The organism is Streptomyces sp. NPDC088707 (genome assembly GCF_044752725.1).
GTDB lineage: Bacteria > Actinomycetota > Actinomycetes > Streptomycetales > Streptomycetaceae > Streptomyces.
Genome location: NZ_JBIVLV010000008.1, coordinates 142,449 through 164,535 on the forward strand (window position 1 = coordinate 142,449; position 22,087 = coordinate 164,535).

A 22,087-nucleotide genomic window follows, 5' to 3' on the forward strand; every position below is an offset into this window, starting at 1 on the left:
GGGTCCCCTTAGGCGAGGACGTCCTCCAGCTCCTGCAGCAGGCGGCGCTTCGGGCGGGCGCCGACGATCGACTTCACGGGCTCGCCCGCCCGGAAGACCATGAGGGTGGGCGTCGCCAGGACGCCGTACCTCACCGTCGTCTCCGGGTTCCGGTCGACGTCGATCTCCACGATCCGGAGCCGCTCCGCCTCCTCCGCGGCGATGGCCGCCAGCACCGGCGTCAGCTGCCGGCACGGTCCGCACCACTCCGCGGTGAACTTCACCAGGACCGGCAGCTCGGCGGCCAGCACCTCCGTACCGAACTCCGCGTCGGTGACCTCGGCCACGCCCTCCGCGTACGTCCTCATCCTTGCCGTCCCTCCGTCGTCGCCGCTTCCGTGTCCCACTCCGCACCGAGCTCGCACCGGGGCTCCGGGCCGTGCGGCAGCTCCGCCTCGGCCCGCAGCAGCTGCGCGCCCACCTCGGCGCGTACCGCCTGGAGCTGTGCGATCAGTCCGTCCAGCTCGGCGACCTTCCGCCGGTAGACGGCGATCGACGCGGGACAGGAGTCCCCCGCCGGATGCCCGGCGCGCAGGCAGTCGACGAACGGCCGCGTCTCCTCCAGCTCGAACCCGAAGTCCTGCAGGGTCCTGATCTGCTGGAGGAGGCGCAGGTCGTCCTCGTCGTACGTGCGGTAGCCGTTCTCCGTCCGCCGGGCGGCCAGCAGGCCACGGGACTCGTAGTACCGCAGAGTCCGCGTGGTCGTTCCGGCCCGCTCGGCGAGCTCTCCGATGCGCATGTCCACGACCGTAGGCCTTGACGCCCACGTCAAGGCAAGGACGGGGCGGGGGCGGGCGGCAGCAGCGGTTTCCGTTCCACCGGGGACGAGAGCACGATCGAGGTCGTGGTCCGGCCGAGCGCCGACGTCTGCTCCAGGACGTCTTCGAGGTGGACGGTGTCGGTGACGGCGACCTTGAGGATCCAGCAGTCCTCGCCGACCACGTGGTGGACCTCCAGGATCTCGGGGCGCGCGATCAGTTCCAGGGTGCGGGGTGCTTCAGGGTGTAGCCGCCGTGCGGATTCACCCGGATGAAGGCCTGGATGCCGTAACCGAGGCGGGCCGGCGAGACATGGGCGCCGTAGCCGGTGATCGCGCCCCTCGCCTCCAGGCGGCGGACCCGCTCGGTGACGGCCGCGGGGCTGAGCCGGACGCGGCGGCCGAGCTCGCTGAGCTTGATGCGGCCGTCGCTCTGGAGGAGGTCCACGATCTGCCGGTCGACGGCGTCGAAAACGGCCACCGAGGTTTCGTCGGTGGCCGTCCGCGAATGCCGTGGTTCCTTCGGTGCGACTGCCTGCACTCCCATGTCTCCCCCTTCAGACGGCGAACGGCGAACGTAACACTTGAGGGGTGGAGCAAGGGAGTTGGGACGGTGGGACGGCAATGAAGGACGTACTGGTCATCGGTGGGAACCGCTATTTCGGAAAGCGGCTCATCGCCCTGCTGAGGGAATCCGGGCATCGGGTCACGATCCTCAACCGGGGCTCTTCCGGAGCGCCGGACGGAATCGAGCACCTCGTCGCCGACCGCGACGACGAGACCGCGCTGGAGTCCGTTCTCGCGGGCCGCTCCTTCGACGTCGTCGTGGACCAGGTCTGCTACACCCCGCGCCAGGCGGAGATCGCCCGACGCGTCTTCGCGGCGCGCACCCGGCGCTATGTGATGACGTCGACGGTGGAGGTGTACGAGTACGAGGACTCCGCCGCACCCGTCGCCGAGGACGCCCTCGACCTGGGCACGGTCACCGTCGACACGGGCGCGGCCTGGGAGGACCCGGAGTTCCGCGAGGCGCACTACGGGGAGGGGAAGCGGCAGGCGGAGGCGGTCTTCGCGGGTGCGGGTGCGGGCCCGGGTACGGGCGCGGATGGGGGCGGCGGGGCGGGCGCGGCCGCCGACGGCGGCGGTCCGCCGTTCGCGTGGGCGTCGGTGCGGGTGGCCCATGTGCTGGGCGGCGCCGACGACTTCACCGGCCGGCTCGACCACTACGCGCGGCGCATCCGGGCGGGCGAGCCGATCGCCGTACCGGTCGTGAACCGTCCGGCGACCTATGTGTACGTCGAGGAGATCGCCGCCTTCCTCGCCTGGGCGGCGGTCGGAGCGGACTTCACCGGCCCGGTGAACGCCCATTCCCACGGGCCGCTGACCACGGCCGAGATCTGCGCCGAGATCGAGCGCCGGGTCGGCGGCCGGACCGTCTTCCGGGAGGTGGAGGTCGGCGAGATCTCGCCGTTCTCCTTCTCCCGCTCGTACGGAATGGACAACTCCCGCGCAGTCGGCCTCGGTTATACCTTCTCCCACTCCTCCGCATGGCTCGCGGACGCCGTGGCCGAGACGGTCGGCGAGGTGACGACGTGACGCGCCACCGGATGCTGGGAGACGTACGGGTCGGGGCCGTCGGCCTCGGCACCATGCCGCTCTCCGTCGAAGGCCGGCCGGACGAGGCGCGGGCCGTGGCCACCGTGCACGCCGCCCTCGACGCGGGCGTGACCCTGCTCGACACCGCCGACTCCTACCACCCGCCGACCGGCACCCCCGGGGAGGGCGAACTGCTCGTGGCACGGGCCCTCGCCTCGTACGGAGGCGGCGCGGACGGCGTACTCGTGGCGACGAAGGGCGGCCGGGGCCGGACGGCGGACGGCGGCTGGACCGTCGACGGCCGGCCCGAGCACCTGAGGCGGGCGGCCGAGGCGTCGGCGCGCCGGCTCGGCTCCACGCCGATCGGCCTCTACCAGCTCCACAAGCCGGACCCGGCCGTCCCGTACGCCGAATCCCTGGGAGCGATAAGGGAGTTGCTGGACGCGGGAACGGTGCGGCTGGCAGGGGTCTCCAACGTCGGCGTCGAGCAGATCCTGCTCGCCCGCGAGATCCTGGGCGACCGGCTGGTCTCGGTGCAGAACCGCTACTCACCGGCGGTCCGCACGAGCGAGGCGGAGTTGCGGCTCTGCGCGGAGCTGGGCCTTGCCTTCCTGCCGTGGAGCCCGCTGGGCGGCATCTCGCGCAGCTCCCTGGACGGCCCCTCCGCCCAGCAGGAGGACCCGGAGTTCGCGGCCTTCCACCGGGTGGCGCGGGCGCGGGGGGTCAGCCCGCAGCGGGTGGCCCTGGCGTGGTCGCTCGCCCGCTCGGAGACGGTCCTGCCGATCCCGGGGGCGAGCCGGCCGGAGTCGGCCCGGGACTCGGCGGCGGCGGGGGCGTTGGTCCTGACGGCGGAGGAGGTGGGGGAGCTGGACGGGGGGTGAGGTCGGGGCAACGCGGCAAGGGCGCCCCCGCGCGGAGGCGCCCTTCCCTCGGGCCCCGGATCCGGCTCAAGGCCCGGGACCTGACTGTGGGGGGCTGTTCCCCACCCTGCCCGTTTCCGAACCGGGCTCCGCCCCGGACCCCGCGCGGCGATCCCGCCCCGCGGCCCGTCGTCAGACGCCCGCCCGGGCCTTCTCCTCCCCCTCCTCCGCCCGCTGGTCCGGGACCTCCGCGGGAGCCGGCGCATGGTCGTCGACCAGCGTCTTCTCGTCGAACGGCAGCCGCCCGGCCAGCACCTCCGCCACCCGCTCCTTGTCGATCTCCTTCGTCCACGTCCCGACGAGCACCGTCGCGACCGCGTTGCCCGCGAAGTTGGTCAGCGCACGCGCCTCGCTCATGAAGCGGTCGATGCCGACGATCAGGCCCACCCCGTCGACCAGCTCGGGCCGGTGCGACTGGAGGCCGCCCGCGAGGGTGGCGAGACCGGCGCCGGTGACGCCCGCCGCACCCTTCGAGGCGATGATCATGAAGACGAGGAGGGAGATCTGCTCACCGACGGAGAGCGGGTCGCCCATCGCCTCGGCGACGAAGAGCGAGGCCATCGTGAGGTAGATCGCGGTGCCGTCGAGGTTGAAGGAGTAGCCGGTCGGCACGGTGATGCCGACGACCGGCTTGCTGACACCCAGGTGCTCCATCTTCGCGATGAGCCGCGGCAGCGCGGACTCGGACGAGGAGGTGGAGAGGATCAGCAGGAACTCGCGGCCCAGGTACGTGAGGAGGGTCCAGATGTTGAGCCCGGCGACCAGCCGGAGAAGCGTCCCGAGGACCACGAACACGAAGATCGCGCAGGTCAGATAGAAGCCGATCATGATGACGGCGAGGGACTTCAGCGCGTCGACGCCGGTCGCGCCGACGACGGCCGCGATCGCGCCGAACGCGCCGACCGGGGCGGCCCACATGATCATGCCGAGGATCCGGAAGACGAGCCGCTGGATGTGCCCGATGCCGCGCAGGACCGGTTCGCCCGCCGCCCCCATGGCCTGGAGCGCGAAGCCGGCGAGCAGCGCGACGAGGAGGGTCTGGAGGACCTCGCCCTCGGTGAAGGCGGAGACGATGGTCGTGGGGATGATCCCGAGGAGGAAGTCCGGCGTGGACTCGCTCGCGCCCTCGGCCTGCTTGGCGCCGGCCTCGGCCAGTTCCTTGGTGAGGTGCAGCCCGGAGCCGGGCTCCAGGATGTTGCCGACGACGAGGCCGATCGCGAGGGCGACGGTGGACATGAGGAGGAAGTAGCCGAGGGCGAGACCGCCCACGGCGCCGACCTTCGCGGCCTTCCGGACCGATCCGACGCCGAGCACGATCGTGCAGAAGATGATCGGCGAGATCATCATCTTGATCAGATTGACGAAGCCGGTGCCCAGCGGCTTCAGCTCGACGGCGACGCCGGGCGCCAGGAATCCGACCACGATGCCGAGCACCACGGCTCCGATCACGGCCAGGTACAGATAGTGCGTACGGTCCCGTCTTGCGGCCACGGGGTCCTCCTCGTGCTGATGGGTGTCCACGTCCCGGTGGACTCCGAGAGCATCCATCAGCCTGTGACCGGGGTCACCGTTACGTACGTTTCGTTCACGACCGAACCGTTCGGACGCGGCGGACGGGGGGGCGGCCGCGGAGGGTGGCGAGGGAACGATTCGGGAACGCAATGCGTCGGCGCACCGTCCCACGTGCACACTTACCCGCATGCGTTTCCCCCTCCCCCACCCCCGCAGCCTGGCCGGCCAGCTCTTCGCGATGCAGGTCGTGCTCGTGGCCGTCGTCGTGGCCGGGTGCGCGGTCTTCGCATACGTCACGGACCGGGCCCAGGCCGAGGAGAACGCGCGGCGCCAGGCCACCGCGACCGCCGCCGCCGTCGCCGACTCCCCGTCCGTCGTCGCCGCGGCGCGGTCCGCCGACCCGACGGCGGTGCTCCAGCCGTACGCCGAGGCACTGCGCCGCCACGCGGGCGTGGCCTTCGTGGTGATCATGGCGCCGGACGGCACGCGCTGGACCCACCCCGAGCCGGAGCAGATCGGCCGGACGTACCTCGGACACATCGAGGAGGCGGCGGCGGGCCGGACCCACTCCGAGACCCACCTGGGGGTGCTCGGCCCCTCCGTACGGACGGTGGCGCCGGTCTTCGACGGCGGCGGCCGGGTCGTGGCGCTGGTCAGCGCGGGCATCACGATCGAGAAGATCAGTGAGCAGGTACGGGAGCAGGTCACCGCGCTGCTCGGCATGGCGGGCGCGGCGCTCGCGCTCGGCGGGGCGGGGACGTACGTGATCAACGCGCGACTGCGGCGGCACACGCACGGCATGAACGCGACGGAGCTGAGCCGGATGCACGACTACCACGAGGCCGCGCTGCACGCGGTCCGCGAGGGCCTCGTGATGCTCGACGGGCGGCGGCGGATCGCGCTCATCAACGACGGGGCGCGGGAGCTGCTGGGCCTGGACGAGGGGGTCGTCGGCCGGCCGGCGGCGGAACTCGGCCTCCCTGCGACGCTGACCGGCGCGCTGCTGTCCTCGGAGCCGCGGGTCGACGAGACGCATCTGACGGCGGACCGGGTGCTGGTGGTCAACACCCGGCCGGTGGTGGGCGGGGAGCGACGCGGCACGGTCGCCACGCTCCGGGACCGTACGGAACTGCAGGCCCTGTCGGGAGAGTTGGACTCGGAGCGGGGGTTCACGGAGGCGCTCCGCTCGCAGGCCCACGAGGCGGCGAACCGGCTGCACACGGTCGTGTCGCTCATCGAACTGGGCCGGGTGGCGGAGGCGGTGGAGTTCGCGACGGCGGAGCTGGAACTGGCCCAGGCGCTCACGGACCGGGTCGTGGACGCCGTCGGGGAGCCGGTGCTCGCGGCGCTGCTGCTCGGCAAGGCGGCGCAGGCGAACGAGCGGGGCGTGGAGCTGGTCCTGACGGAGGACAGCCGCATCGACGACGGCCTGGTGCCGTCGGCGCTGCCGTCCCGGGACCTGGTGACGATCCTCGGCAACCTCATCGACAACGCGGTGGAGGCGGCGGGCGGCACCCCGCACGCCCGCGTGACGGTCACGGTCGCGGCACGCGCGGGAGACGGCGAACTGCTCCTCCGGGTCGCCGACAACGGCCCCGGCGTCCGCCCGGCCGACCGCGACGCGGTCCTCGGCCGGGGCTGGAGCACCAGGGGCCCGGGCCGGGGCCTGGGCCTGGCGCTGGTGGGCCAGGCGGTGTCCCGCGCGGCGGGCACGCTGGACGTGACGGACGCGGTGGAGGGCGGTGCGGCCTTCACGGTCCGCCTCCCGCTGCCGACGCCGGGGCCGGTGGCGGTGGCGGTGGCGGTGGCGGGGCCGGGGCCGGTGGCGGGGCCGGTGGCGGGGCCGGTGCCGACGTCGGGGCCGGTGCCGGTGCCGGTGCCACGCGAGGGCCCGCCGGGCACGACGACCGCGCCCGGCACGGCCGCCGGGCCGGGCAGCCCGGGATCCGGTACGGCCCCCGGCCCGGACACGGCCACCCGCCCGAGCACGGCCGCCCCCGGCCCGGACACGGCCCGCACGCCCAGCGCCACCCTCGGCACGAGCCCGGCCCCCGGCCCCGACACGGCCACCCGCCCGAGCACGACGGCCCCCGGACCGGACACGGCCCCCGTGCCCGGCGCCGGCCCCGGCACGGGTACACCCCCCGTCGGCCCCTCCGAGGTGGTCTCGTGAGCACGCTTCCCCTGCGGGTGCTCGTCGTCGAGGACGATCCCGTCGCCGCCGACGCCCATGCCCTCTACGCCGGGCGCGTCGACGGGTTCACCGTCGTCGGCGTCGCCCACTCCCGGGCCGCCGCCGTACGCCTGCTCGAGCGGACGCCCGTCGATCTGATCCTGCTCGACCTCTACCTCCCGGACGGCCACGGCCTCCAGCTGCTGCGCGCGCTGCGCGCCGCCGGGCATTCCGCCGACGTCATCGCCGTGACCTCCGCCCGCGACCTGGCGATCGTCCGCGAGGGCGTCTCGCTCGGCGTCGTCCAGTACGTCCTCAAGCCCTTCGCCTTCGCGACCCTGCGGGACCGGCTCGCCCGGTACGCCGAGTTCCGGGCGACGGCGGGCGAGGCCTCCGGGCAGGACGAGGTCGACCGGGCGCTCGCCACCCTCCGGGCCCCGCACCCCACCACCCTGCCGAAGGGCCTGAGCGCGCCCACCCTGGAGTCCGTCACCCGGACCCTCCGGTCCACCCCGGCCGGGCTCACCGCCGCCGAGGCCGGCGCGGCCGTCGGGATCTCCCGGATCACCGCGCGCCGTTATCTCGAACACCTGGTGACCGAGGGCCGGGCCGTGCGCGCCCCGCAGTACGGCCAGATCGGGCGGCCGGAGCTCCAGTACCGCTGGCTCGACGGCCCCGCCCGCGGTCACTGATCGTCTTCTCCGCCACCACCGGCGGTTACCGACCGGTTCCCACGTTCCTACGACTTCTCATGTTTGGGGGAACGCACCGTAGCCCGCCGTCACCCTCCGCACCTACGTTGACCGGGTGCACCAACCCTCACCACCCTTCAACGCCCTCGCCGCGCGGCGCTTCCGCGAGGGTCTCGGCATGACCCCCGGTCACGTCGCGTACGGCCTGCGCGCGCAGTACGGCCTCTTCGTCACCCCCGACGCCGTCGTCGCGTGGGAACGCGGCCGGGCCCTCCCCAGCGAACAGGAGCTCACCGCCCTCGCGGGCGTCCTGTGGTGTGCCCCCGCCGAGCTCATCGCCGCCGCCTCCACCCTCCGCGAGCACCGGATGACGCGCGGCCTCGCCGCCGAGGAGCTGGCCCGGCGGGTCGGCGTCTCGGCCCAGGCGTACCAGCGGATGGAGGACGAGGGCCGCTGGCGCGGCACCGAACGCCAGACGGCCGCCCTCGCCGAGGTGCTCGGTCTCGGCCCGCGCGCCCTGATCACCGCCACCGGCGGCGACGAGTCCCTCGCGGAGCTGCTGCGGGACGCCGCCACCACCCACCGCTGGCAGGCATACGTGAAACCGGCCGTGAAGATGCTGCCGCTGCCCAGGAAGACCCTGGAGTACGCCCTGCAGCGGCTGCACACCGAGTACCACGCCCGGATGGCGGCGACCAGCAGCTGGGGCGCCTCGGCCGGCACCGGCGACGAGGGCCGCGCCTATCTCGACGAGATCACCGGGCACTTCTGGGCCGCCGTCGGCGCCTAGCCGGCGCCCCTTCGGATCCCGGAGGCCACCCCGCTGCCGGAGCACCGAATTCCGCATCCTGGCCCGTACATTGGCGCCGTGAGACGACACATACCTTTCGAACGACTCCACAACTTCCGTGACCTGGGCGGCTATCGGACCGCCGACGGCGGGACCGTGCGGTGGGAGACCCTCTACCGCTCCGACTCCCTCGCCAAACTGGCGGACGCCGACCCCGCCGATCTGGAGCGCTTCCGCGCGCTCGACGTGACCACGGTGATCGACCTGCGCTACCCGTGGGAGATCGCCGCCAAGGGCCGCCTCCCGGAGACCGAGGACGTCTCCTGGCACAACCTCTCCATCGAGCACCGCCCCTACGACCAGGCGGAGATCGACCCGGACCTCGACCCCTGGCGCTATCTCGCCGACCGGTTCGCCGAGGTCGCCGAGGACGGCGCGGTGGAACTCCGTGCGGCCCTGGAGGTGATCGCCTCCGCCGACGGCCCGCTCGTCTTCCACTGCGCGTCCGGGAAGGACCGTACGGGGCTGCTCGCCGCCGTCGTCCTCGCCCTCCTGGGCGTTCCGGACGAGGAGATCCTCGCGGACTTCGCGCTCACCGAGCTGGCCACGGAGCGGCTGATCGCCGACTGGCGGGCCTCCCACCCCGGCCGCGAACTGCGCTGGCCTGGCTACGGCCGGGCGCCCGCCGACATCATCCGGCTCTTCCTCGCGGACCTGCGCGCGCGGTACGGCTCCGTGGACGCGTACGTCACCGGCCACGTCGGGCTCGACCCGGCGGTGGTGACGGCACTCAGGGCCCGACTGGTCGAGTCGCCCTGACCCCCGTCCCGGGCACTGTTCTCTTTCCCGCTCCCCCGCCCCCGCTCGCGCTCGCGCTCAGTCCCGCCGCTCGAAGGAGAAGAGCTGGCCGGCCGCGTCCGGGGTGCAGGGCGCCTGGGCCAGCTTCGCCCAGGCCGCTTTGCGGTCGCCGACGACGGTGACGCAGGTGCCGGGGGTCGCGGAGCCGACCGGGACGATCCGGTAGCCGCGGACGGGCCCTCCGGGAGCGCCGTACGGCTCCAGGGCGAAGGCCTCGACGCGGCTCGGGTCCCCGCACTCGGAGTCCTCGTACGCGGAGTCGGGTATCCGGCCGCCGGAGGGTATCCCGGAGCAGCCGGGGCCGAAGTCGGGGTGGTCGGAGACGATCCTCCACCGGCCGGTGCCCACCGTCGCGAGGGAGTAGAGGGGGAAGTCCGACTCCGCGCACGGCACCTGATGGACCTGTCCGGTGCGGGTGCCGCGCCGTTCGGCGAGGCAGAAGTCGGTGCCGCTCACCCGGATGCGTACGTCTCCCACGGCGGGGGCCGCGGCGGCGGGGGTGCGGGGCGGCTGACCCGCGCGGCCGGCGCCGCCGTCGCGGAGGAGGGCGACGACGCTGGCCCCGGCGAGGACCAGCCCGGCCACGGCGACGGCGGCGACGAGCGCGCGCCGTATGCGGGACGAGGTGCCGGGAGGGGCCCCGGACGGGGTGCCGAAACCGTCCTGCGGGGCGGCTGCGGCCTCGGCCTCGTGCCCGGGCCAGGCGGGCGGCGGGCCGGCCGTCTCCGCCGGGTCGGGGACCGCGGTCGGACCCGCCGCCCCCGGGTCGGCGGGCGCCCCGGCGCTCTCGGCCCCGGCGCTCTCGTCGCCGTCCGGAGGTTCCGCACCCGCGTCCGCGTCCGCCGCGCCGTCCCCGTACGCCCCCCGTCCCGCCAGCTCCCCCCGTACCGTCCGCCACTCCTCCAGTTCGGCCGGTGTCACTCCGCAGGCGCGGACGAAGGCGGTCAGGAGTTCCTCGCGGGGCAGGGTCGCGCGGGCCAGCATGTTCGCCACGGTGGACCGGGGCAGGACGTCCCCGTGTGCCTCCGCCCGGGCTGAGAGCTCGCGGTAGGTCAGGCCCGACCAGTCCTTGAGGGCCTGGAGGCGCGCGAGGAACTCGGCGGGGGTGCGTGCCTCGCGTGGGTCAGGGGTGTGCCGCCCCGGTGTCATCCGCGCCTCTTCCCTTCGAACGGGCCCGCCGAACTCCGCCGGACAGGGGTTGGGACATGTCCGGGACAAGCCCCAAGCCTTGTTGATCGCACGCTCCGGCTCAAGAGTGGAACCCGGCGTTTCCAGGGGTGATGCCGAGCACAGCGGAGTGGCCCCGACCGTCCACGGGGGGACGGTCGGGGCCACTCGGGTGTGTCGGGGTCCCGGCGGGAATCCGGGACGGGTCGGGACGGAGGTCCCGACGGCAGGGTCGTACGGACAGGGTCGTAAGGACGGGGCCGTACGAACAGGGTCGTAAGAACAGGGCCGTACGGACAGGGTCGTAAGAACAGGGCCGGACGGACAGGCGTCCCGGGAAGCCCTGGAGCCCCGAAGCCCTAGAAGACGGACTCCGCCTCGCGGATGCGGTCCTCCGGGACCGTCTTGAGGCGGGTGACCGCCTCGGCCAGCGGCACCATCTCGACGCCCGTGCCGCGCAGCGCCGTCATGCGGCCGAAATCGCCGCGGTGCGCTGCCTCCACCGCGTGCCAGCCGAAGCGGGTCGCGAGCACCCGGTCGTACGCGGTCGGCGTGCCGCCGCGCTGGACGTGGCCGAGGATGACCGGGCGGGCCTCCTTGCCGAGGCGCCGCTCCAGCTCGACGGCGAGCTGGTTGCCGATGCCCTGGAAGCGCTCGTGGCCGAACTGGTCGATCTCGCCCTTCTTGTACTCCATCGAGCCCTCGACCGGATGGGCGCCTTCGGCGACGCAGATGACGGCGAACTTCTTGCCGCGGGCGAAGCGCTCCTCGACCATCTTGACCAGGTCGTCGACCTCGAAGGGCCGCTCGGGGAGGCAGATGCCGTGCGCGCCGCCGGCCATGCCGGACTCCAGGGCGATCCAGCCGGCGTGGCGGCCCATCACCTCGACGACCATCACCCGCTGGTGGGACTCGGCGGTGGTCTTGAGACGGTCCATGGCCTCGGTGGCGACGCCGACGGCGGTGTCGAAGCCGAAGGTGCGGTCCGTGGACGAGATGTCGTTGTCGATCGTCTTCGGGACGCCGACGACGGGCATGCCGGCGTCGGAGAGCATCCGGGCGGCGGTCAGGGTGCCTTCGCCGCCGATCGGGATGAGGACGTCGATGCCGTACTCGCGGGCCAGGTCGGGGGCGGATTCGGCGGCCTCGGCCAGCCGGTTCCGCTCCAGACGCGCGGAGCCGAGGATGGTGCCGCCGCGGGCCAGGATGCCGCTGACGGCGTTGAGGTCGAGGGGGCGGTAGTGGCCGTCGAGGAGGCCCTTGAAGCCGTCCTCGAAGCCGATGACCTCGTCGTCGTGGCCGGTGAGCGCCCGGTGCACGACCGACCGGATCACTGCGTTCAGGCCGGGGCAGTCGCCGCCTGCGGTGAGAACTCCGATGCGCATCGTGCTGTGTCTCCTGCTCGGTCGCGTTCCTTGATGAGCCAGAGCGATTCTCACACGCCCGGCCTGAGGGGCGCGCTCGCGGCCGCTCCGCGCGTCCTTGCCCCGGGCACTCGCCAGGGCCTTTCGTCCCGGCGTTCCGGGCCCTTCGTCCGGCGGGCGACCTAACCATCGGCGGGGGTATTGTCAAGGGGGTAATGCCGCCCTATCGGGGCTTTCTGAGCACAGTCGGTTGACGCGAGGGATGACGGCGTCGAGCGGCGCACGGGCCGCGAGCGTGCCGCGAGGGCACCGCTCGCCCCGGCTCCGTGAGTCCCGTTTTCCGCAGGACTGGACAGGAGACCACGGCGTGACGCGCAGCGTGTACGTGACCGGGATCGACCGCGGAGACGGCCGCCAGGTCGTCGAGCTGGGAGTCATGGAGCTCCTCACCCGCCAGGTGGACCGGGTGGGGGTGTTCCGGCCGCTGGTGCACGACGGTCCCGACCGGCTCTTCGACCTGCTGCGCACCCGCTACCGGCTCTCGCAGGACGCCTCGACGGTCTACGGCATGGACTACCACCAGGCCTCCGCGCTGCAGGCCGAACGGGGCACCGACGAGCTGGTGTCGCAGCTGGTCGACCGTTTCCACGCGGTCGCCCGCGACTACGAGGTCGTCCTCGTCCTCGGTACCGACTTCGCCGCCACCCAACTCCCCGACGAGCTGGCCCTCAACGCGCGGCTCGCCAACGAGTTCGGCGCCTCCGTCATCCCGGTCGTCGGCGGCAAGGGCCAGTCGGCGGAGTCCGTACGGTCCGAGGCGCGCAACGCCTTCCGGGCGTACGACGGACTCGGCTGCGACGTGCTCGCGATGATCGTCAACCGGGTGGCGGGCGAGGACCGGGAGGTCATCGCCGAGCGCCTCAAGGCCCGGCTGCCCGTGCCCTGCTACGTCCTGCCGGACGAGCCGGCGCTCGCCGCGCCCACCGTCGCCCAGATCAAGCAGGCGCTCGGCGCATCCGTGGTCCTCGGCGACGACGCGGGCCTCGCGCGCGACGCGCTCGACTTCGTCTTCGGCGGCGCGATGCTGCCGAACTTCCTCCACGCGCTGACCCCGGGCTGTCTGGTCGTCACCCCCGGGGACCGGGCCGACCTGGTCGTCGGGGCGCTGGCCGCGCACTCGGCGGGCACCCCGCCGATCGCCGGTGTGCTGCTCACCCTGAACGAGCGGCCCAGCGACGAGATCCTGACCCTGGCGGCCCGTCTCGCGCCGGGCACCCCGGTCATCTCCGTGCCGGGCAACAGCTTCCCGACCGCCACCGAACTCTTCGCCCTGGAGGGCAAGCTGAACGCCGCCACGCCGCGCAAGGCGGAGACGGCGCTCGGCCTCTTCGAGCGGCACGTGGACACGGCCGACCTGCTCAAGCGGGTCTCGGTGGCCCGCAGCGGCCGGGTCACCCCGATGATGTTCGAGCACGAGCTCATCGAGCAGGCGCGCGCCGACCGGCGCCGGGTGGTGCTCCCCGAGGGCACCGAGGAGCGGGTGCTGCGCGCCGCCGACGTGCTGCTGCGCCGTGACGTGTGCGATCTGACGCTGCTCGGCGACGTCGAGGTCATCCGCAAGAAGGCCGCCGATCTGGGCATCGCGCTCGCCGGCACGCAGCTGATCGACCCGGCGACCTCGGAGCTGCGGGACTCGTTCGCCGAGAAGTACGCGGCGCTGCGGGCCCACAAGGGCGTCACCGTGGAGCTGGCGTACGACGTGGTCTCGGACGTCAACTACTTCGGCACGCTGATGGTCCAGGGGGGCCTGGCCGACGGCATGGTGTCCGGTTCGGTGCACTCCACGGCGGCGACGATCCGTCCGGCCTTCGAGATCATCAAGACCAAGCCGGACGCGTCGATCGTCTCGTCGGTCTTCTTCATGTGCCTCGCCGACAAGGTCCTCGTGTACGGCGACTGCGCGGTCAACCCGGACCCGAACGCCGAGCAGCTCGCGGACATCGCCGTCCAGTCGGCGGCCACCGCGGCCCGCTTCGGCGTCGAGCCGCGGATAGCGATGCTCTCGTACTCGACCGGCACGTCGGGCTCCGGCGCCGACGTCGACAAGGTGCGGGAGGCGACGAAGCTGGTCCGCGAGGCGCACCCCGAGCTGCGGATCGAGGGGCCCATCCAGTACGACGCCGCCGTCGAGCCCTCGGTCGCGGCGACGAAGCTGCCGGAGTCGGAGGTGGCGGGGCAGGCGACCGTGCTGATCTTCCCGGACCTCAACACCGGCAACAACACCTACAAGGCCGTGCAGCGTTCGGCCGGCGCCGTGGCCGTCGGCCCGGTCCTGCAGGGTCTGCGCAAGCCCGTGAACGACCTCTCGCGCGGGGCGCTCGTCAGCGACATCGTCAACACGGTCGCCATCACGGCGATCCAGTCCCAGGCCCAGGAGATCCCGGCATGACGCCCCACCCGTCCCCCACCACCGCCCTGTCCGAGGAGCTTGGCCCGGCCTCTCCCGCTCGCGTCCTGGTCCTCAACTCCGGTTCCTCGTCGGTGAAGTACCAGCTGCTCGACATGCGCGACGACAGCCGTCTCGCGCAGGGACTCGTGGAGCGCATCGGCGAGGAGACCTCGCGGCTCGTGCACACCCCGCTCCAGGGCGGCGGGGGCGAGAAGCGCGAGAAGAACGGCCCGATCGCCGACCACGCGGCCGCCCTGAAGGCGGTCGCCGAGGAGCTGGCGGCGGACGGGCTCGGACTCGACTCCCCCGAGCTGGCGGCGATCGGCCACCGGGTGGTGCACGGCGGGCTGCGGTTCACCGAGCCGACGGTCGTCGACGACGAGGTGCTGGCGGAGATCGAGCGGCTCGTGCCGGTGGCCCCGCTGCACAACCCGGCGAACCTCACGGGCATCCGTACGGCGATGACGCTCCGCCCGGACCTGCCGCAGGTCGCGGTCTTCGACACGGCCTTCCACACGACGATGCCGGAGTCGGCGGCGCGGTACGCGATCGACGTGGAGACGGCCGACGCGTACCGGATCCGGCGGTACGGCTTCCACGGCACCTCGCACGCGTACGTCTCCCGGGAGACGGCGAGGCTGCTCGGCAAGGCGCCGGAGGAGGTGAACGTGATCGTGCTGCACCTGGGCAACGGCGCGTCCGCCTCCGCGGTGCGCGGCGGCCGGTGCGTGGACACCTCGATGGGTCTGACGCCGCTGGAGGGCCTGGTCATGGGCACCCGCTCGGGCGACATCGACCCGGCGGTCACCTTCCACCTCAAGCGGGTGGCGGGCATGTCGGCCGACGACATCGACGTCCTGCTGAACAAGAGGTCCGGCCTGGTGGGGCTCTGCGGCGACAACGACATGCGGGAGATCCGCCGCCGGATCGACGAGGGCGACGAGCGTGCGGCGCTCGCCTTCGACATCTACATCCACCGGTTGAAGAAGTACATCGGGGCGTACTACGCGGTGCTGGGCCGGGTGGACGCGGTGGCGTTCACGGCGGGGGTCGGGGAGAACGCGGCCCCGGTGCGGGAGGCCGCGATCACGGGCCTTGAGGAACTGGGGCTCGCGGTGGACGCGGACCTCAACGCGGTGCGGTCGGACGAGGCACGGCTGATCTCGCCGGACTACGCGCGGGTGGCGGTCGCCGTGGTGCCGACGGACGAGGAGCTGGAGATCGCCCGTCAGGCCTTCGCCCTGGTGAGCGGGGAGGCACCCGGGGTAGGGGCAGGAGAAACACTCGGAGAAACGCTCGGAGAAGTGAACGCCTGAGCGACCCCGCGCCCATTTGTACTTTCCGCCAGTCGGAATATTCCGCAGTGAAACAAACCGATAGGATCCGCCTCATGCGCCGTTCCAAAATCGTCTGCACCCTGGGCCCCGCCGTCGACTCCTATGAGCAGCTGAAGGCTCTCATCGAGGCCGGCATGAACGTGGCCCGATTCAACTTCAGCCACGGATCCCAGGCGGAACACCAGGAGCGGTACGACCGCGTCCGGCAGGTCTCCGCGGACACCGGTCGTGCCGTCGGCGTGCTCGCCGACCTCCAGGGCCCCAAGATCCGTCTCGAGACCTTCGCCGAGGGCCCGGTCGAGCTGGTGCGCGGTGACGAGTTCACCATCACCACCGAGGACGTCCCCGGTGACAAGTCCATCTGCGGCACCACCTACAAGGGCCTGCCCGGCGATGTCTCCAAGGGCGACCAGATCCTGATCAACGACGGCAACGTCGAACTGCGGGTCGTCGAGGTCGAGGGCCCCCGGGTCAAGACCATCGTCGTCGAGGGCGGTGTCATCTCCGACCACAAGGGCATCAACCTGCCCGGCGCGGCGGTCAACGTCCCCGCCCTGTCGGAGAAGGACGTCGACGACCTCCGCTTCGCGCTCCGCATGGGCTGCGACATGGTCGCGCTCTCCTTCGTCCGTGACGCCGACGACGTCAAGGACGTCCACAAGGTGATGGACGAGGAGGGCCGCCGGGTCCCCGTCATCGCCAAGGTCGAGAAGCCGCAGGCCGTCGAGAACATGGAGGCCGTCGTCGCGGCCTTCGACGCGGTCATGGTGGCCCGTGGCGACCTCGCCGTCGAGTACCCGCTCGAGAAGGTCCCGATGGTGCAGAAGCGCCTCGTGGAGATGTGCCGCCGCAACGCCAAGCCGGTGATCGTCGCGACCCAGATGATGGAGTCGATGATCACCAACTCCCGTCCGACCCGCGCCGAGGCGAGCGACGTCGCCAACGCGATCCTGGACGGCGCGGACGCGGTCATGCTGTCGGCCGAGTCCTCGGTCGGCGCGTACCCGATCGAGACCGTGAAGACGATGTCGAAGATCGTCACCGCGGCCGAGGAGGAGCTGCTCTCCAAGGGCCTCCAGCCCCTGGTGCCGGGCAAGAAGCCGCGCACCCAGGGCGGTTCCGTCGCCCGCGCGGCCTGCGAGATCGCCGACTTCCTCGGCGGCAAGGCCCTGGTCGCCTTCACCCAGTCCGGCGACACCGCCCGCCGCCTCTCGCGCTACCGCGTGCAGCAGCCGATCCTCGCCTTCACGACGGACGAGAACACCCGCAACCAGCTCACCCTGAGCTGGGGCGTCGAGTCCTTCGTCGTCCCGCACGTGGACAACACGGACGCGATGGTCGACCTGGTGGACGCCGAGCTCCTGAAGCTCCAGCGCTACAACGCGGGCGACACCATGATCATCACCGCCGGCTCGCCCCCTGGCGTCCCCGGCACGACGAACATGGTCCGCGTCCACCACTTGGGCGGAGCCCAGCAGGGCTGACGCGAAACCGCCGAATGGCCGGTGGGGGCCGCACCCTCCAGAAATGGTGCGGCCATCACCTTGCCGTCTCCCTGCCCCCATCGGGCGCTGCAGAAGGTCGCCGTCCGGGCAGGCCGGAGGCGTTTGAGCTGCTGTTTCACCGTGTCATGGCGAGGTTATGCATGGCGGCGACGGCATGATGCAGACCCTCTCCTTGCTGCTGGCAGTCGCGCAGGATCTTCCAGTTCTTCATCCGGGCAACGCTGTGCTCGACACGGGCTCTGACACGTCGGCGCTCGGCGTAGTCCCCCTCCTGCCGCGCAGGAGGGGGCGGCGGCTCTCTTGCGGTGCGGAATGATCAGGCCGGTGCCTAGGTAGCTCCCGGTGCATCTCGCACCGGGGAAGCCCTCTCCGCGCAGGTCCGCTCAGGCAGCCCTGATCGCCCGGTCGATCTCCGCACCGGTCTGGGCGACAACCAGTGGGCAGTCGTCCGTCAAAGCCTCCGGCAGATGCGGCCGGACCTCGTCCCGCTGGACCACGACGGGCCCGCCGGGGACGACCAGCACGGCGTCGAGGCGTTGCAGCAGGACGGCGAGAACGTCCATGACCCCGCCGCCGCCGAACCGGTTGAAGGTGATGCCGTCCGGGGCCCTGAGGTACACGTCTGCCTCCTCGCCGTCCGGCGTTCTCAGCCACAGGAAGTCCGCCTCGGAGTCCTGTGTCACCGCGAAGGGGTCGAGGACCTCGTGGGCGACGGCCATGTCCAGCGGAGCCGTCTCGCCCTCGTCGAACCGCATCACAAAGATGTCGAAACTCACGTCTCTCCAGCTAGGGGAACGCGGGGCCGGCGCCCCCGGAGATCGCTGGGCGCCGGCGCACCGCCTAAGGGGTGGTGGGCGGAGTGTAGACGACAGTGATCCGCTTGAGATCGTCCGTCTGACCGAAGATCCGCTTGGCCTCCAGGTAGACGTCCTCCTCTGCGATATGCCAGGTGATGGGCGTGTTCGGCGCCGCCTGGACCTGCATCCTCGCCTGGTCGACGAAATCCTTCTCGACGACCTTCTTGTTGTAGCTGTTCATCGCCTTCGAGTAGCCGGGGCCCTTGGCCTCCAGGAGAACACCGCCCTTGTATCCGTCGAGCTTCAGCTCGCCCTTGGGGTTCGGCGTGTTCTTGAGCAGGTAGCCGAATCCTTCGGGAACTCCCGTGATCTGGAACTCGTAGGCGATGGCACGAGCGCTCTTGCCGCGCTCATTGGAAACGTTCCAGAATCCGGGACCGCCCATCTCGACCCAGCACCCGGGGTTGTGCGGGACGCTGGAGATGGCGAAGGCCCGCGGAGCGACGTTCTCGACCTTTTCGCATGCCTTCTGAAGCCGCTGGATGATCTTCGTGCCGATACCGGCGATGGCGCCCTCGGTCAGACCGATGGAACGCAACGCCACCCAAGCCTCGGTGAAGCCGATCCCGGTCTTCACCGAGGCATCCAGCGCTGTCACGGCGGCCTTGGCGCCCTTGAACAGCGCACCGGCGACGAACCAGCTCGCCGCCCAGGCGCAATCGCCCCAGCTTCCTCCCGAAACCCCCGGGGTGATCAGCTTGGCGCAGCCGATGAAGTCACCGAGCAGGATGTCCACTGGATCGATGCCCGAGTTGAACTCGGCCATCGTCAGCGTAATCGTCATGCGGTCGGTCTTCGGGTCCGTGACGTCCGGACCGAGGTAGAACGTGTCCGCAGCCGGACAGCTGCCCGTGTATGTCTCCGGCGAGGCCATGCACATGAACAGGTCGACGTGCGACTTGTACGTGACGGTCGCCGTGATCCTGCAGTCCCCGACGTGGATGATCGGGTTGCAGTTGTCTTTGACGACGTTCTGCGGCTCGCCGATGTACTCGATGTGGTCCAGGACGGCCCACACCCCACCGATGCCGGTGGTGACGCCCTGCGAGATCTGCTCGTTGCTGCCGTTCGTCTCCGTGCGGTCTGCGGAAGCCTGGGCCTCCTCCGCCGACTCCCTGGCCCGGGCCGCGGCTTCCTCAGCCGTTGACGCATCGGATTCCGCCCGGGCGGCGGTGTCCCGGGCGCCAGCGGCGTCCTCCTCTGCCTCAGTGGCCGCCGACCGGGCCGAAGCGGCATCCTTTTCCGCATCACTGGCTGCGGCATCGGCCTGATCGGCATAGTCCGCAGCAGTATCGGCAGACGCCTGGGCGGCAGCCGCGTCCTCCACCGCGTCCTGGTGATACTTCACCGTGTTTGCTTCGGACTGCTGAGCGGCCTTGGCCGAGCCATCGGCCGCGTTCGACGACTTCTGTGCATCCGCTGCTGAAGCCAGTGCCTGGGCACTGGAAACCGCCGCGTCCGCAGCCGCCGCAGCCGCCGCCTTGGCGTCGGCGCTCGCCTCCGCAGCAACCTTCTGGGCCAGTTTGGCGGCCGCAGAAGCTTGGTCGGCCTTGGCCTTGGCCAAGGCCGCCTGCTGGGCGGCAGCCGTCTTCGCCGCCTGCCCTGTCAGTACAGCCAGGCCGGCCGACGCGTCTGTGTCCTGGTAGGGAGCTCCCAGCTCAATGGCGTCGTTGGCCGGCTTGATCACCTTGAGAGCGGACTCGCCCGCGGCCTTCGCTGCCTGGGCCGTGGCATAGGCGAAGCCCGCAGCGCGGACAGCCTCTCTGCCCGCAAGAATCGCTTCCGAACGGGCTACAGCCGCATCAGTCTTTGCCTTGCGGGCATTGAGCTGTGCTGTCTCAGCTTCGGCCTTGGCGACTGCAGCGTTCCCCTTGGCCGCTCCGGCGGCGTCTATGGCCTCTGCGGCAGCGGCATGTGCGGTCCGCATCGCAGACTCGGTGACGGCCACATCACGCTTTGCACCGTCGGCGAGGGCTTGGGCTCTTCTTGCCGCGCCCTCTGCCCTGGTGGCGGCCTCACGTGCCTTGGTCGCTGCTTCGGTGGCCTCTCCGGCAGCCGACCTGGCAGAAATGGCGGCAGAAGTTGCACCATTGGCGGCTGCTCGGGCTCTGGTCGCAGCCTCGCGTGCCTCGGTCGCTGCCTCTGTACCTTCAACAGCGGCGAGGAGGGCATCGAGCGCCTCTGCCTTGGCCACAAGGCTGTCACGCCGAAGCTCGGCCTCACGTGCGCCGTCACGCGCCTTACTCGCACGGAGTTCAGCGGCCAAAGCCGCGTCCTTCTTGAATGCCGCCGTCGATCCCGCGGACTGCGCGGCGGCCAACTGGTCCGCCGCTGTCTGCCTCTCGTTCCTCGCCTTCGTCTCCGCGGCAGAGGCCTTACCTCTCTCCGCGTCCGCCAGTTCCTTCTGGGACTTCGCATACGCGGCCTCGGCCTGGGCCTTGAGCCGCTTTGCGTCAGCGGCTTCGGCCGCGGTCTTGGCCTTCGCCTCAGCCTCCTTCGCCTTGGTCTCGGCAGCCTTGGCCTTGGCGGCATTCTCAGATGCCTTCGCAGCCTGAGCGGCAGCCCCCTCAGCCGCAGCCTTGGCCTGCCGGGCCGCTTCCTCCGCGGCTTCGCGACGGAAGTCGGCCTTCGCCGCATGCGCCTGTGTCATCGCCAGGGCGGAGAGCGTCTTGGCGTCCGCTGCCGAGGCCCGGGTGGCGTGAAGCGCCGTTTCCGTGGACTTCGTCGCGGCCGTGACCGCCGCGGCGGATGCCTTGGTGATCTGTGCCGCCTGCTGTCCGTACATCAAGCCACGGCCACGCGGCAGGCCGGCCGCGTCAGCGATGGCGTAGGCCTCGGCCTGCGCCTTGTCCACCCTGGCGACCTGCGCGTTGGCATCGACCAGGGCGCGGCCGGCGACGTACAGACGTCCGCCGGCGCGGCCTTGGGCGTGCTGGATGTTCCTGTCGACCTCGGCGAACTGCGCGGCGGTCGGGTAGTTGTCCGACTGCTGGTTCTGCGTCGTCCAGTAAGCCCGCCATGCGGAGAGCCGGCTGGCGATCATGGACTGACCGAGAGCCTCCCCCATCGCCTGGGTGGCCGTCTGGAGCGCCTTGTTCGCCTGCGCTTCGGCGGCGAGGATCGTGTCCCTCTGGAGCCGCTGCCCCCGAAGTTCGTCCTGCCACTCGACGGACGCGACCGCCACCTCCGCACCGAGGACACCGTGCGGGTCCGGCGGATTGTGGCTGGTGCACGAAGCGAAACGCGCCTTCAGGTTCTCCACGTCGATCCGGAACTCGGTGGAATCCGGATCCGGTGCGCTGGTCGGGAATCCGCCGTACTGGAGTACCAGGCGAATGTCGTCGGCGTAGAGCCATTCAGGCGACGGGAAGTTCATTCTCGTCCACGCGTCCCAGTCCTTCGCGTCCTCGTACCCGTTCGGTGAGTACCGGGACGTGATGACCGTGGTCGCCGCGTCTGCCGCCTCCTGACCTGCCCGAGGCGTCACGTTCTCGTAGAAGCTGCTCTCCGAGGTCCAGAACTGGTCGGCGATCCAGCCGGAGAAGCCCGTCTGGCTGAAGATGTCGCCTTCGTCATCTCCCGGATGCCCGGGCGGCCAGTTCTGGTATCCGGGAACGAGCGGGAAGCCGGCGAGTTCGATCTGACTCTGCCAGGCTTTCTGACGATCCGTGGACAGCTCCTCGCCCTTCGCGAGCGCGTACCGCCAGTCCGTCTGGTACGCGTCGTGAAGCGGGGTGGTGTCCTCCCACAACCTCTCCTTGGCCGCCGCGTGGAGCTCCTCGTCCGTCCCCGCGAGGCCGCCACGAGCGACCGCCTTCATCGCTGCCCCGCCCTTGCGCAGGACGTAGTTCAGTCGGCACTGGTCGGTGCGGACCGCGGCGGCTTGCTGAGGGTCGAAAGCTGCTGGATCTTCCTGGGTCGACGCGACGCTGCTCAGTCTGAGCGGGAGCGGTTGCTGGAGGTCGCTCCCCGCGATCGCGACCGTCAGTGCCGTCGTCAGGGCGGTCGCGGCGACGAGCGCTCTTCCCGCACCTCTTCGGCGCAAGAGCGCCAGGGTTCTTTTACGCATGG

Annotated in this window: 15 protein-coding genes and 3 pseudogenes; 9 read left to right on the plus strand and 9 right to left on the minus strand. The window is 71.6% G+C overall.

Annotated features, from left to right (window positions below; genetic code table 11):
• Nucleotides 1-8 precede the first annotated feature (8 nt).
• The 3 genes and pseudogenes from ACIP84_RS24190 to ACIP84_RS24200 all read right to left on the minus strand — a co-directional run bounded on the left by ACIP84_RS24190 (nucleotide 9) and on the right by ACIP84_RS24200 (nucleotide 1,343).
• Nucleotides 9-347: a thioredoxin domain-containing protein gene (locus tag ACIP84_RS24190; protein ID WP_355957759.1), complete on the minus strand. Its 339-nt coding sequence runs from the start codon at nucleotides 345-347 to the stop codon at nucleotides 9-11.
• The gene (locus tag ACIP84_RS24195) at nucleotides 344-778 is read right to left on the minus strand and encodes a MerR family transcriptional regulator (RefSeq protein ID WP_073913216.1); all 435 of its coding nucleotides are present in this window, start codon (nucleotides 776-778) and stop codon (nucleotides 344-346) included. Before ACIP84_RS24195 ends, ACIP84_RS24190 begins: the two co-directional genes overlap by 4 nt.
• 29 nt (nucleotides 779-807) lie before the next feature.
• Nucleotides 808-1,343 (minus strand): annotated as a pseudogene (locus ACIP84_RS24200) (Lrp/AsnC family transcriptional regulator).
• Between the two features lie 77 nt (nucleotides 1,344-1,420).
• Here ACIP84_RS24200 and ACIP84_RS24205 point away from each other — a divergent pair.
• On the plus strand, nucleotides 1,421-2,392 hold the full coding sequence (locus tag ACIP84_RS24205) for an NAD-dependent epimerase/dehydratase family protein (protein ID WP_401800187.1): 972 nt from the start codon (nucleotides 1,421-1,423) through the stop codon (nucleotides 2,390-2,392).
• Between the two features lie 11 nt (nucleotides 2,393-2,403).
• Nucleotides 2,404-3,273: an aldo/keto reductase gene (locus tag ACIP84_RS24210; protein ID WP_401800530.1), complete on the plus strand. Its 870-nt coding sequence runs from the start codon at nucleotides 2,404-2,406 to the stop codon at nucleotides 3,271-3,273.
• A gap of 171 nt (nucleotides 3,274-3,444) precedes the next feature.
• On the opposite strand, the gene ACIP84_RS24215 is transcribed toward ACIP84_RS24210, so the two are convergent.
• Nucleotides 3,445-4,860, minus strand: a complete 1,416-nt coding sequence (locus ACIP84_RS24215) for a cation:dicarboxylate symporter family transporter (protein ID WP_401800190.1) — start codon at nucleotides 4,858-4,860, stop codon at nucleotides 3,445-3,447.
• A gap of 151 nt (nucleotides 4,861-5,011) precedes the next feature.
• On the opposite strand from ACIP84_RS24215, the pseudogene ACIP84_RS24220 reads away from it, so the two are divergent.
• From ACIP84_RS24220 to ACIP84_RS24235, 4 genes and pseudogenes are all read left to right on the plus strand, one after another.
• Nucleotides 5,012-6,601 (plus strand): annotated as a pseudogene (locus ACIP84_RS24220) (ATP-binding protein); the annotation flags it as partial.
• Nucleotides 6,602-6,993: 392 nt separating this feature from the next.
• Nucleotides 6,994-7,689 (plus strand): response regulator, encoded by a 696-nt coding sequence (locus ACIP84_RS24225; RefSeq protein WP_401800193.1) that lies wholly within the window; start codon nucleotides 6,994-6,996, stop codon nucleotides 7,687-7,689.
• 178 nt (nucleotides 7,690-7,867) lie between these two features.
• Nucleotides 7,868-8,479, plus strand: a complete 612-nt coding sequence (locus ACIP84_RS24230; protein ID WP_355957875.1) for a helix-turn-helix transcriptional regulator — start codon at nucleotides 7,868-7,870, stop codon at nucleotides 8,477-8,479.
• A gap of 78 nt (nucleotides 8,480-8,557) precedes the next feature.
• A complete protein-coding gene (locus ACIP84_RS24235) occupies nucleotides 8,558-9,298 on the plus strand; it encodes a tyrosine-protein phosphatase (RefSeq protein WP_401800196.1) in 741 nt (246 codons plus the stop codon).
• 57 nt (nucleotides 9,299-9,355) lie between these two features.
• Here the strand turns inward: ACIP84_RS24235 and ACIP84_RS24240 are convergent, their stop codons facing one another.
• Together ACIP84_RS24240 and ACIP84_RS24245 are read right to left on the minus strand one after the other, a co-directional pair.
• Complete coding sequence (locus tag ACIP84_RS24240; protein ID WP_401800198.1) at nucleotides 9,356-10,486, minus strand: helix-turn-helix domain-containing protein; 1,131 nt, start codon at nucleotides 10,484-10,486, stop codon at nucleotides 9,356-9,358.
• Between the two features lie 377 nt (nucleotides 10,487-10,863).
• Nucleotides 10,864-11,889, minus strand: coding sequence for an ATP-dependent 6-phosphofructokinase (locus ACIP84_RS24245; protein ID WP_355957738.1), 1,026 nt, complete (start codon nucleotides 11,887-11,889; stop codon nucleotides 10,864-10,866).
• 346 nt (nucleotides 11,890-12,235) lie between these two features.
• Here ACIP84_RS24245 and pta point away from each other — a divergent pair, with 346 nt between their 5' ends.
• From pta to pyk, 3 genes are all read left to right on the plus strand, one after another.
• On the plus strand, nucleotides 12,236-14,317 hold the full coding sequence (pta, locus tag ACIP84_RS24250) for a phosphate acetyltransferase (RefSeq protein ID WP_401800202.1): 2,082 nt from the start codon (nucleotides 12,236-12,238) through the stop codon (nucleotides 14,315-14,317).
• Nucleotides 14,314-15,633 (plus strand): acetate kinase, encoded by a 1,320-nt coding sequence (locus ACIP84_RS24255; protein ID WP_401800203.1) that lies wholly within the window; start codon nucleotides 14,314-14,316, stop codon nucleotides 15,631-15,633. Before pta ends, ACIP84_RS24255 begins: the two co-directional genes overlap by 4 nt.
• A 74-nt stretch (nucleotides 15,634-15,707) precedes the next feature.
• A complete protein-coding gene (pyk, locus tag ACIP84_RS24260; protein ID WP_401800205.1) occupies nucleotides 15,708-17,138 on the plus strand; it encodes a pyruvate kinase in 1,431 nt (476 codons plus the stop codon).
• A 136-nt stretch (nucleotides 17,139-17,274) separates the two neighbouring features.
• On the opposite strand, the pseudogene ACIP84_RS24265 reads toward pyk, so the two are convergent.
• The 3 genes and pseudogenes from ACIP84_RS24265 to ACIP84_RS24275 form a co-directional block, all read right to left on the minus strand.
• Nucleotides 17,275-17,500: pseudogene (locus tag ACIP84_RS24265) on the minus strand (IS5/IS1182 family transposase); the annotation flags it as partial.
• Between the two features lie 42 nt (nucleotides 17,501-17,542).
• Nucleotides 17,543-17,935, minus strand: coding sequence for a hypothetical protein (locus ACIP84_RS24270; RefSeq protein ID WP_355957729.1), 393 nt, complete (start codon nucleotides 17,933-17,935; stop codon nucleotides 17,543-17,545).
• Nucleotides 17,936-17,999: 64 nt separating this feature from the next.
• The gene (locus ACIP84_RS24275; protein ID WP_401800207.1) at nucleotides 18,000-22,085 is read right to left on the minus strand and encodes a hypothetical protein; all 4,086 of its coding nucleotides are present in this window, start codon (nucleotides 22,083-22,085) and stop codon (nucleotides 18,000-18,002) included.
• Between the last annotated feature and the right edge of the window lie 2 nt (nucleotides 22,086-22,087).

Bases quoted from the DNA above. Each gene is read 5' to 3' on its own strand.
- ACIP84_RS24195 (WP_073913216.1), bottom strand. From the start codon at position 778: ATGCGCATCGGAGAGCTCGCCGAGCGGGCCGGAACGACCACGCGGACT.
- ACIP84_RS24245 (WP_355957738.1), bottom strand. From the start codon at position 11,889: ATGCGCATCGGAGTTCTCACCGCAGGCGGCGACTGCCCCGGCCTGAAC.
- ACIP84_RS24230 (WP_355957875.1), top strand. From the start codon at position 7,868: ATGACCCCCGGTCACGTCGCGTACGGCCTGCGCGCGCAGTACGGCCTC.
- ACIP84_RS24215 (WP_401800190.1), bottom strand. From the start codon at position 4,860: ATGGATGCTCTCGGAGTCCACCGGGACGTGGACACCCATCAGCACGAG.
- ACIP84_RS24210 (WP_401800530.1), top strand. From the start codon at position 2,404: ATGCTGGGAGACGTACGGGTCGGGGCCGTCGGCCTCGGCACCATGCCG.
- ACIP84_RS24205 (WP_401800187.1), top strand. From the start codon at position 1,421: ATGAAGGACGTACTGGTCATCGGTGGGAACCGCTATTTCGGAAAGCGG.
- ACIP84_RS24275 (WP_401800207.1), bottom strand. From the start codon at position 22,085: ATGCGTAAAAGAACCCTGGCGCTCTTGCGCCGAAGAGGTGCGGGAAGA.
- ACIP84_RS24240 (WP_401800198.1), bottom strand. From the start codon at position 10,486: ATGACACCGGGGCGGCACACCCCTGACCCACGCGAGGCACGCACCCCC.
- pyk (WP_401800205.1), top strand. From the start codon at position 15,708: ATGCGCCGTTCCAAAATCGTCTGCACCCTGGGCCCCGCCGTCGACTCC.
- ACIP84_RS24255 (WP_401800203.1), top strand. From the start codon at position 14,314: ATGACGCCCCACCCGTCCCCCACCACCGCCCTGTCCGAGGAGCTTGGC.
- ACIP84_RS24190 (WP_355957759.1), bottom strand. From the start codon at position 347: ATGAGGACGTACGCGGAGGGCGTGGCCGAGGTCACCGACGCGGAGTTC.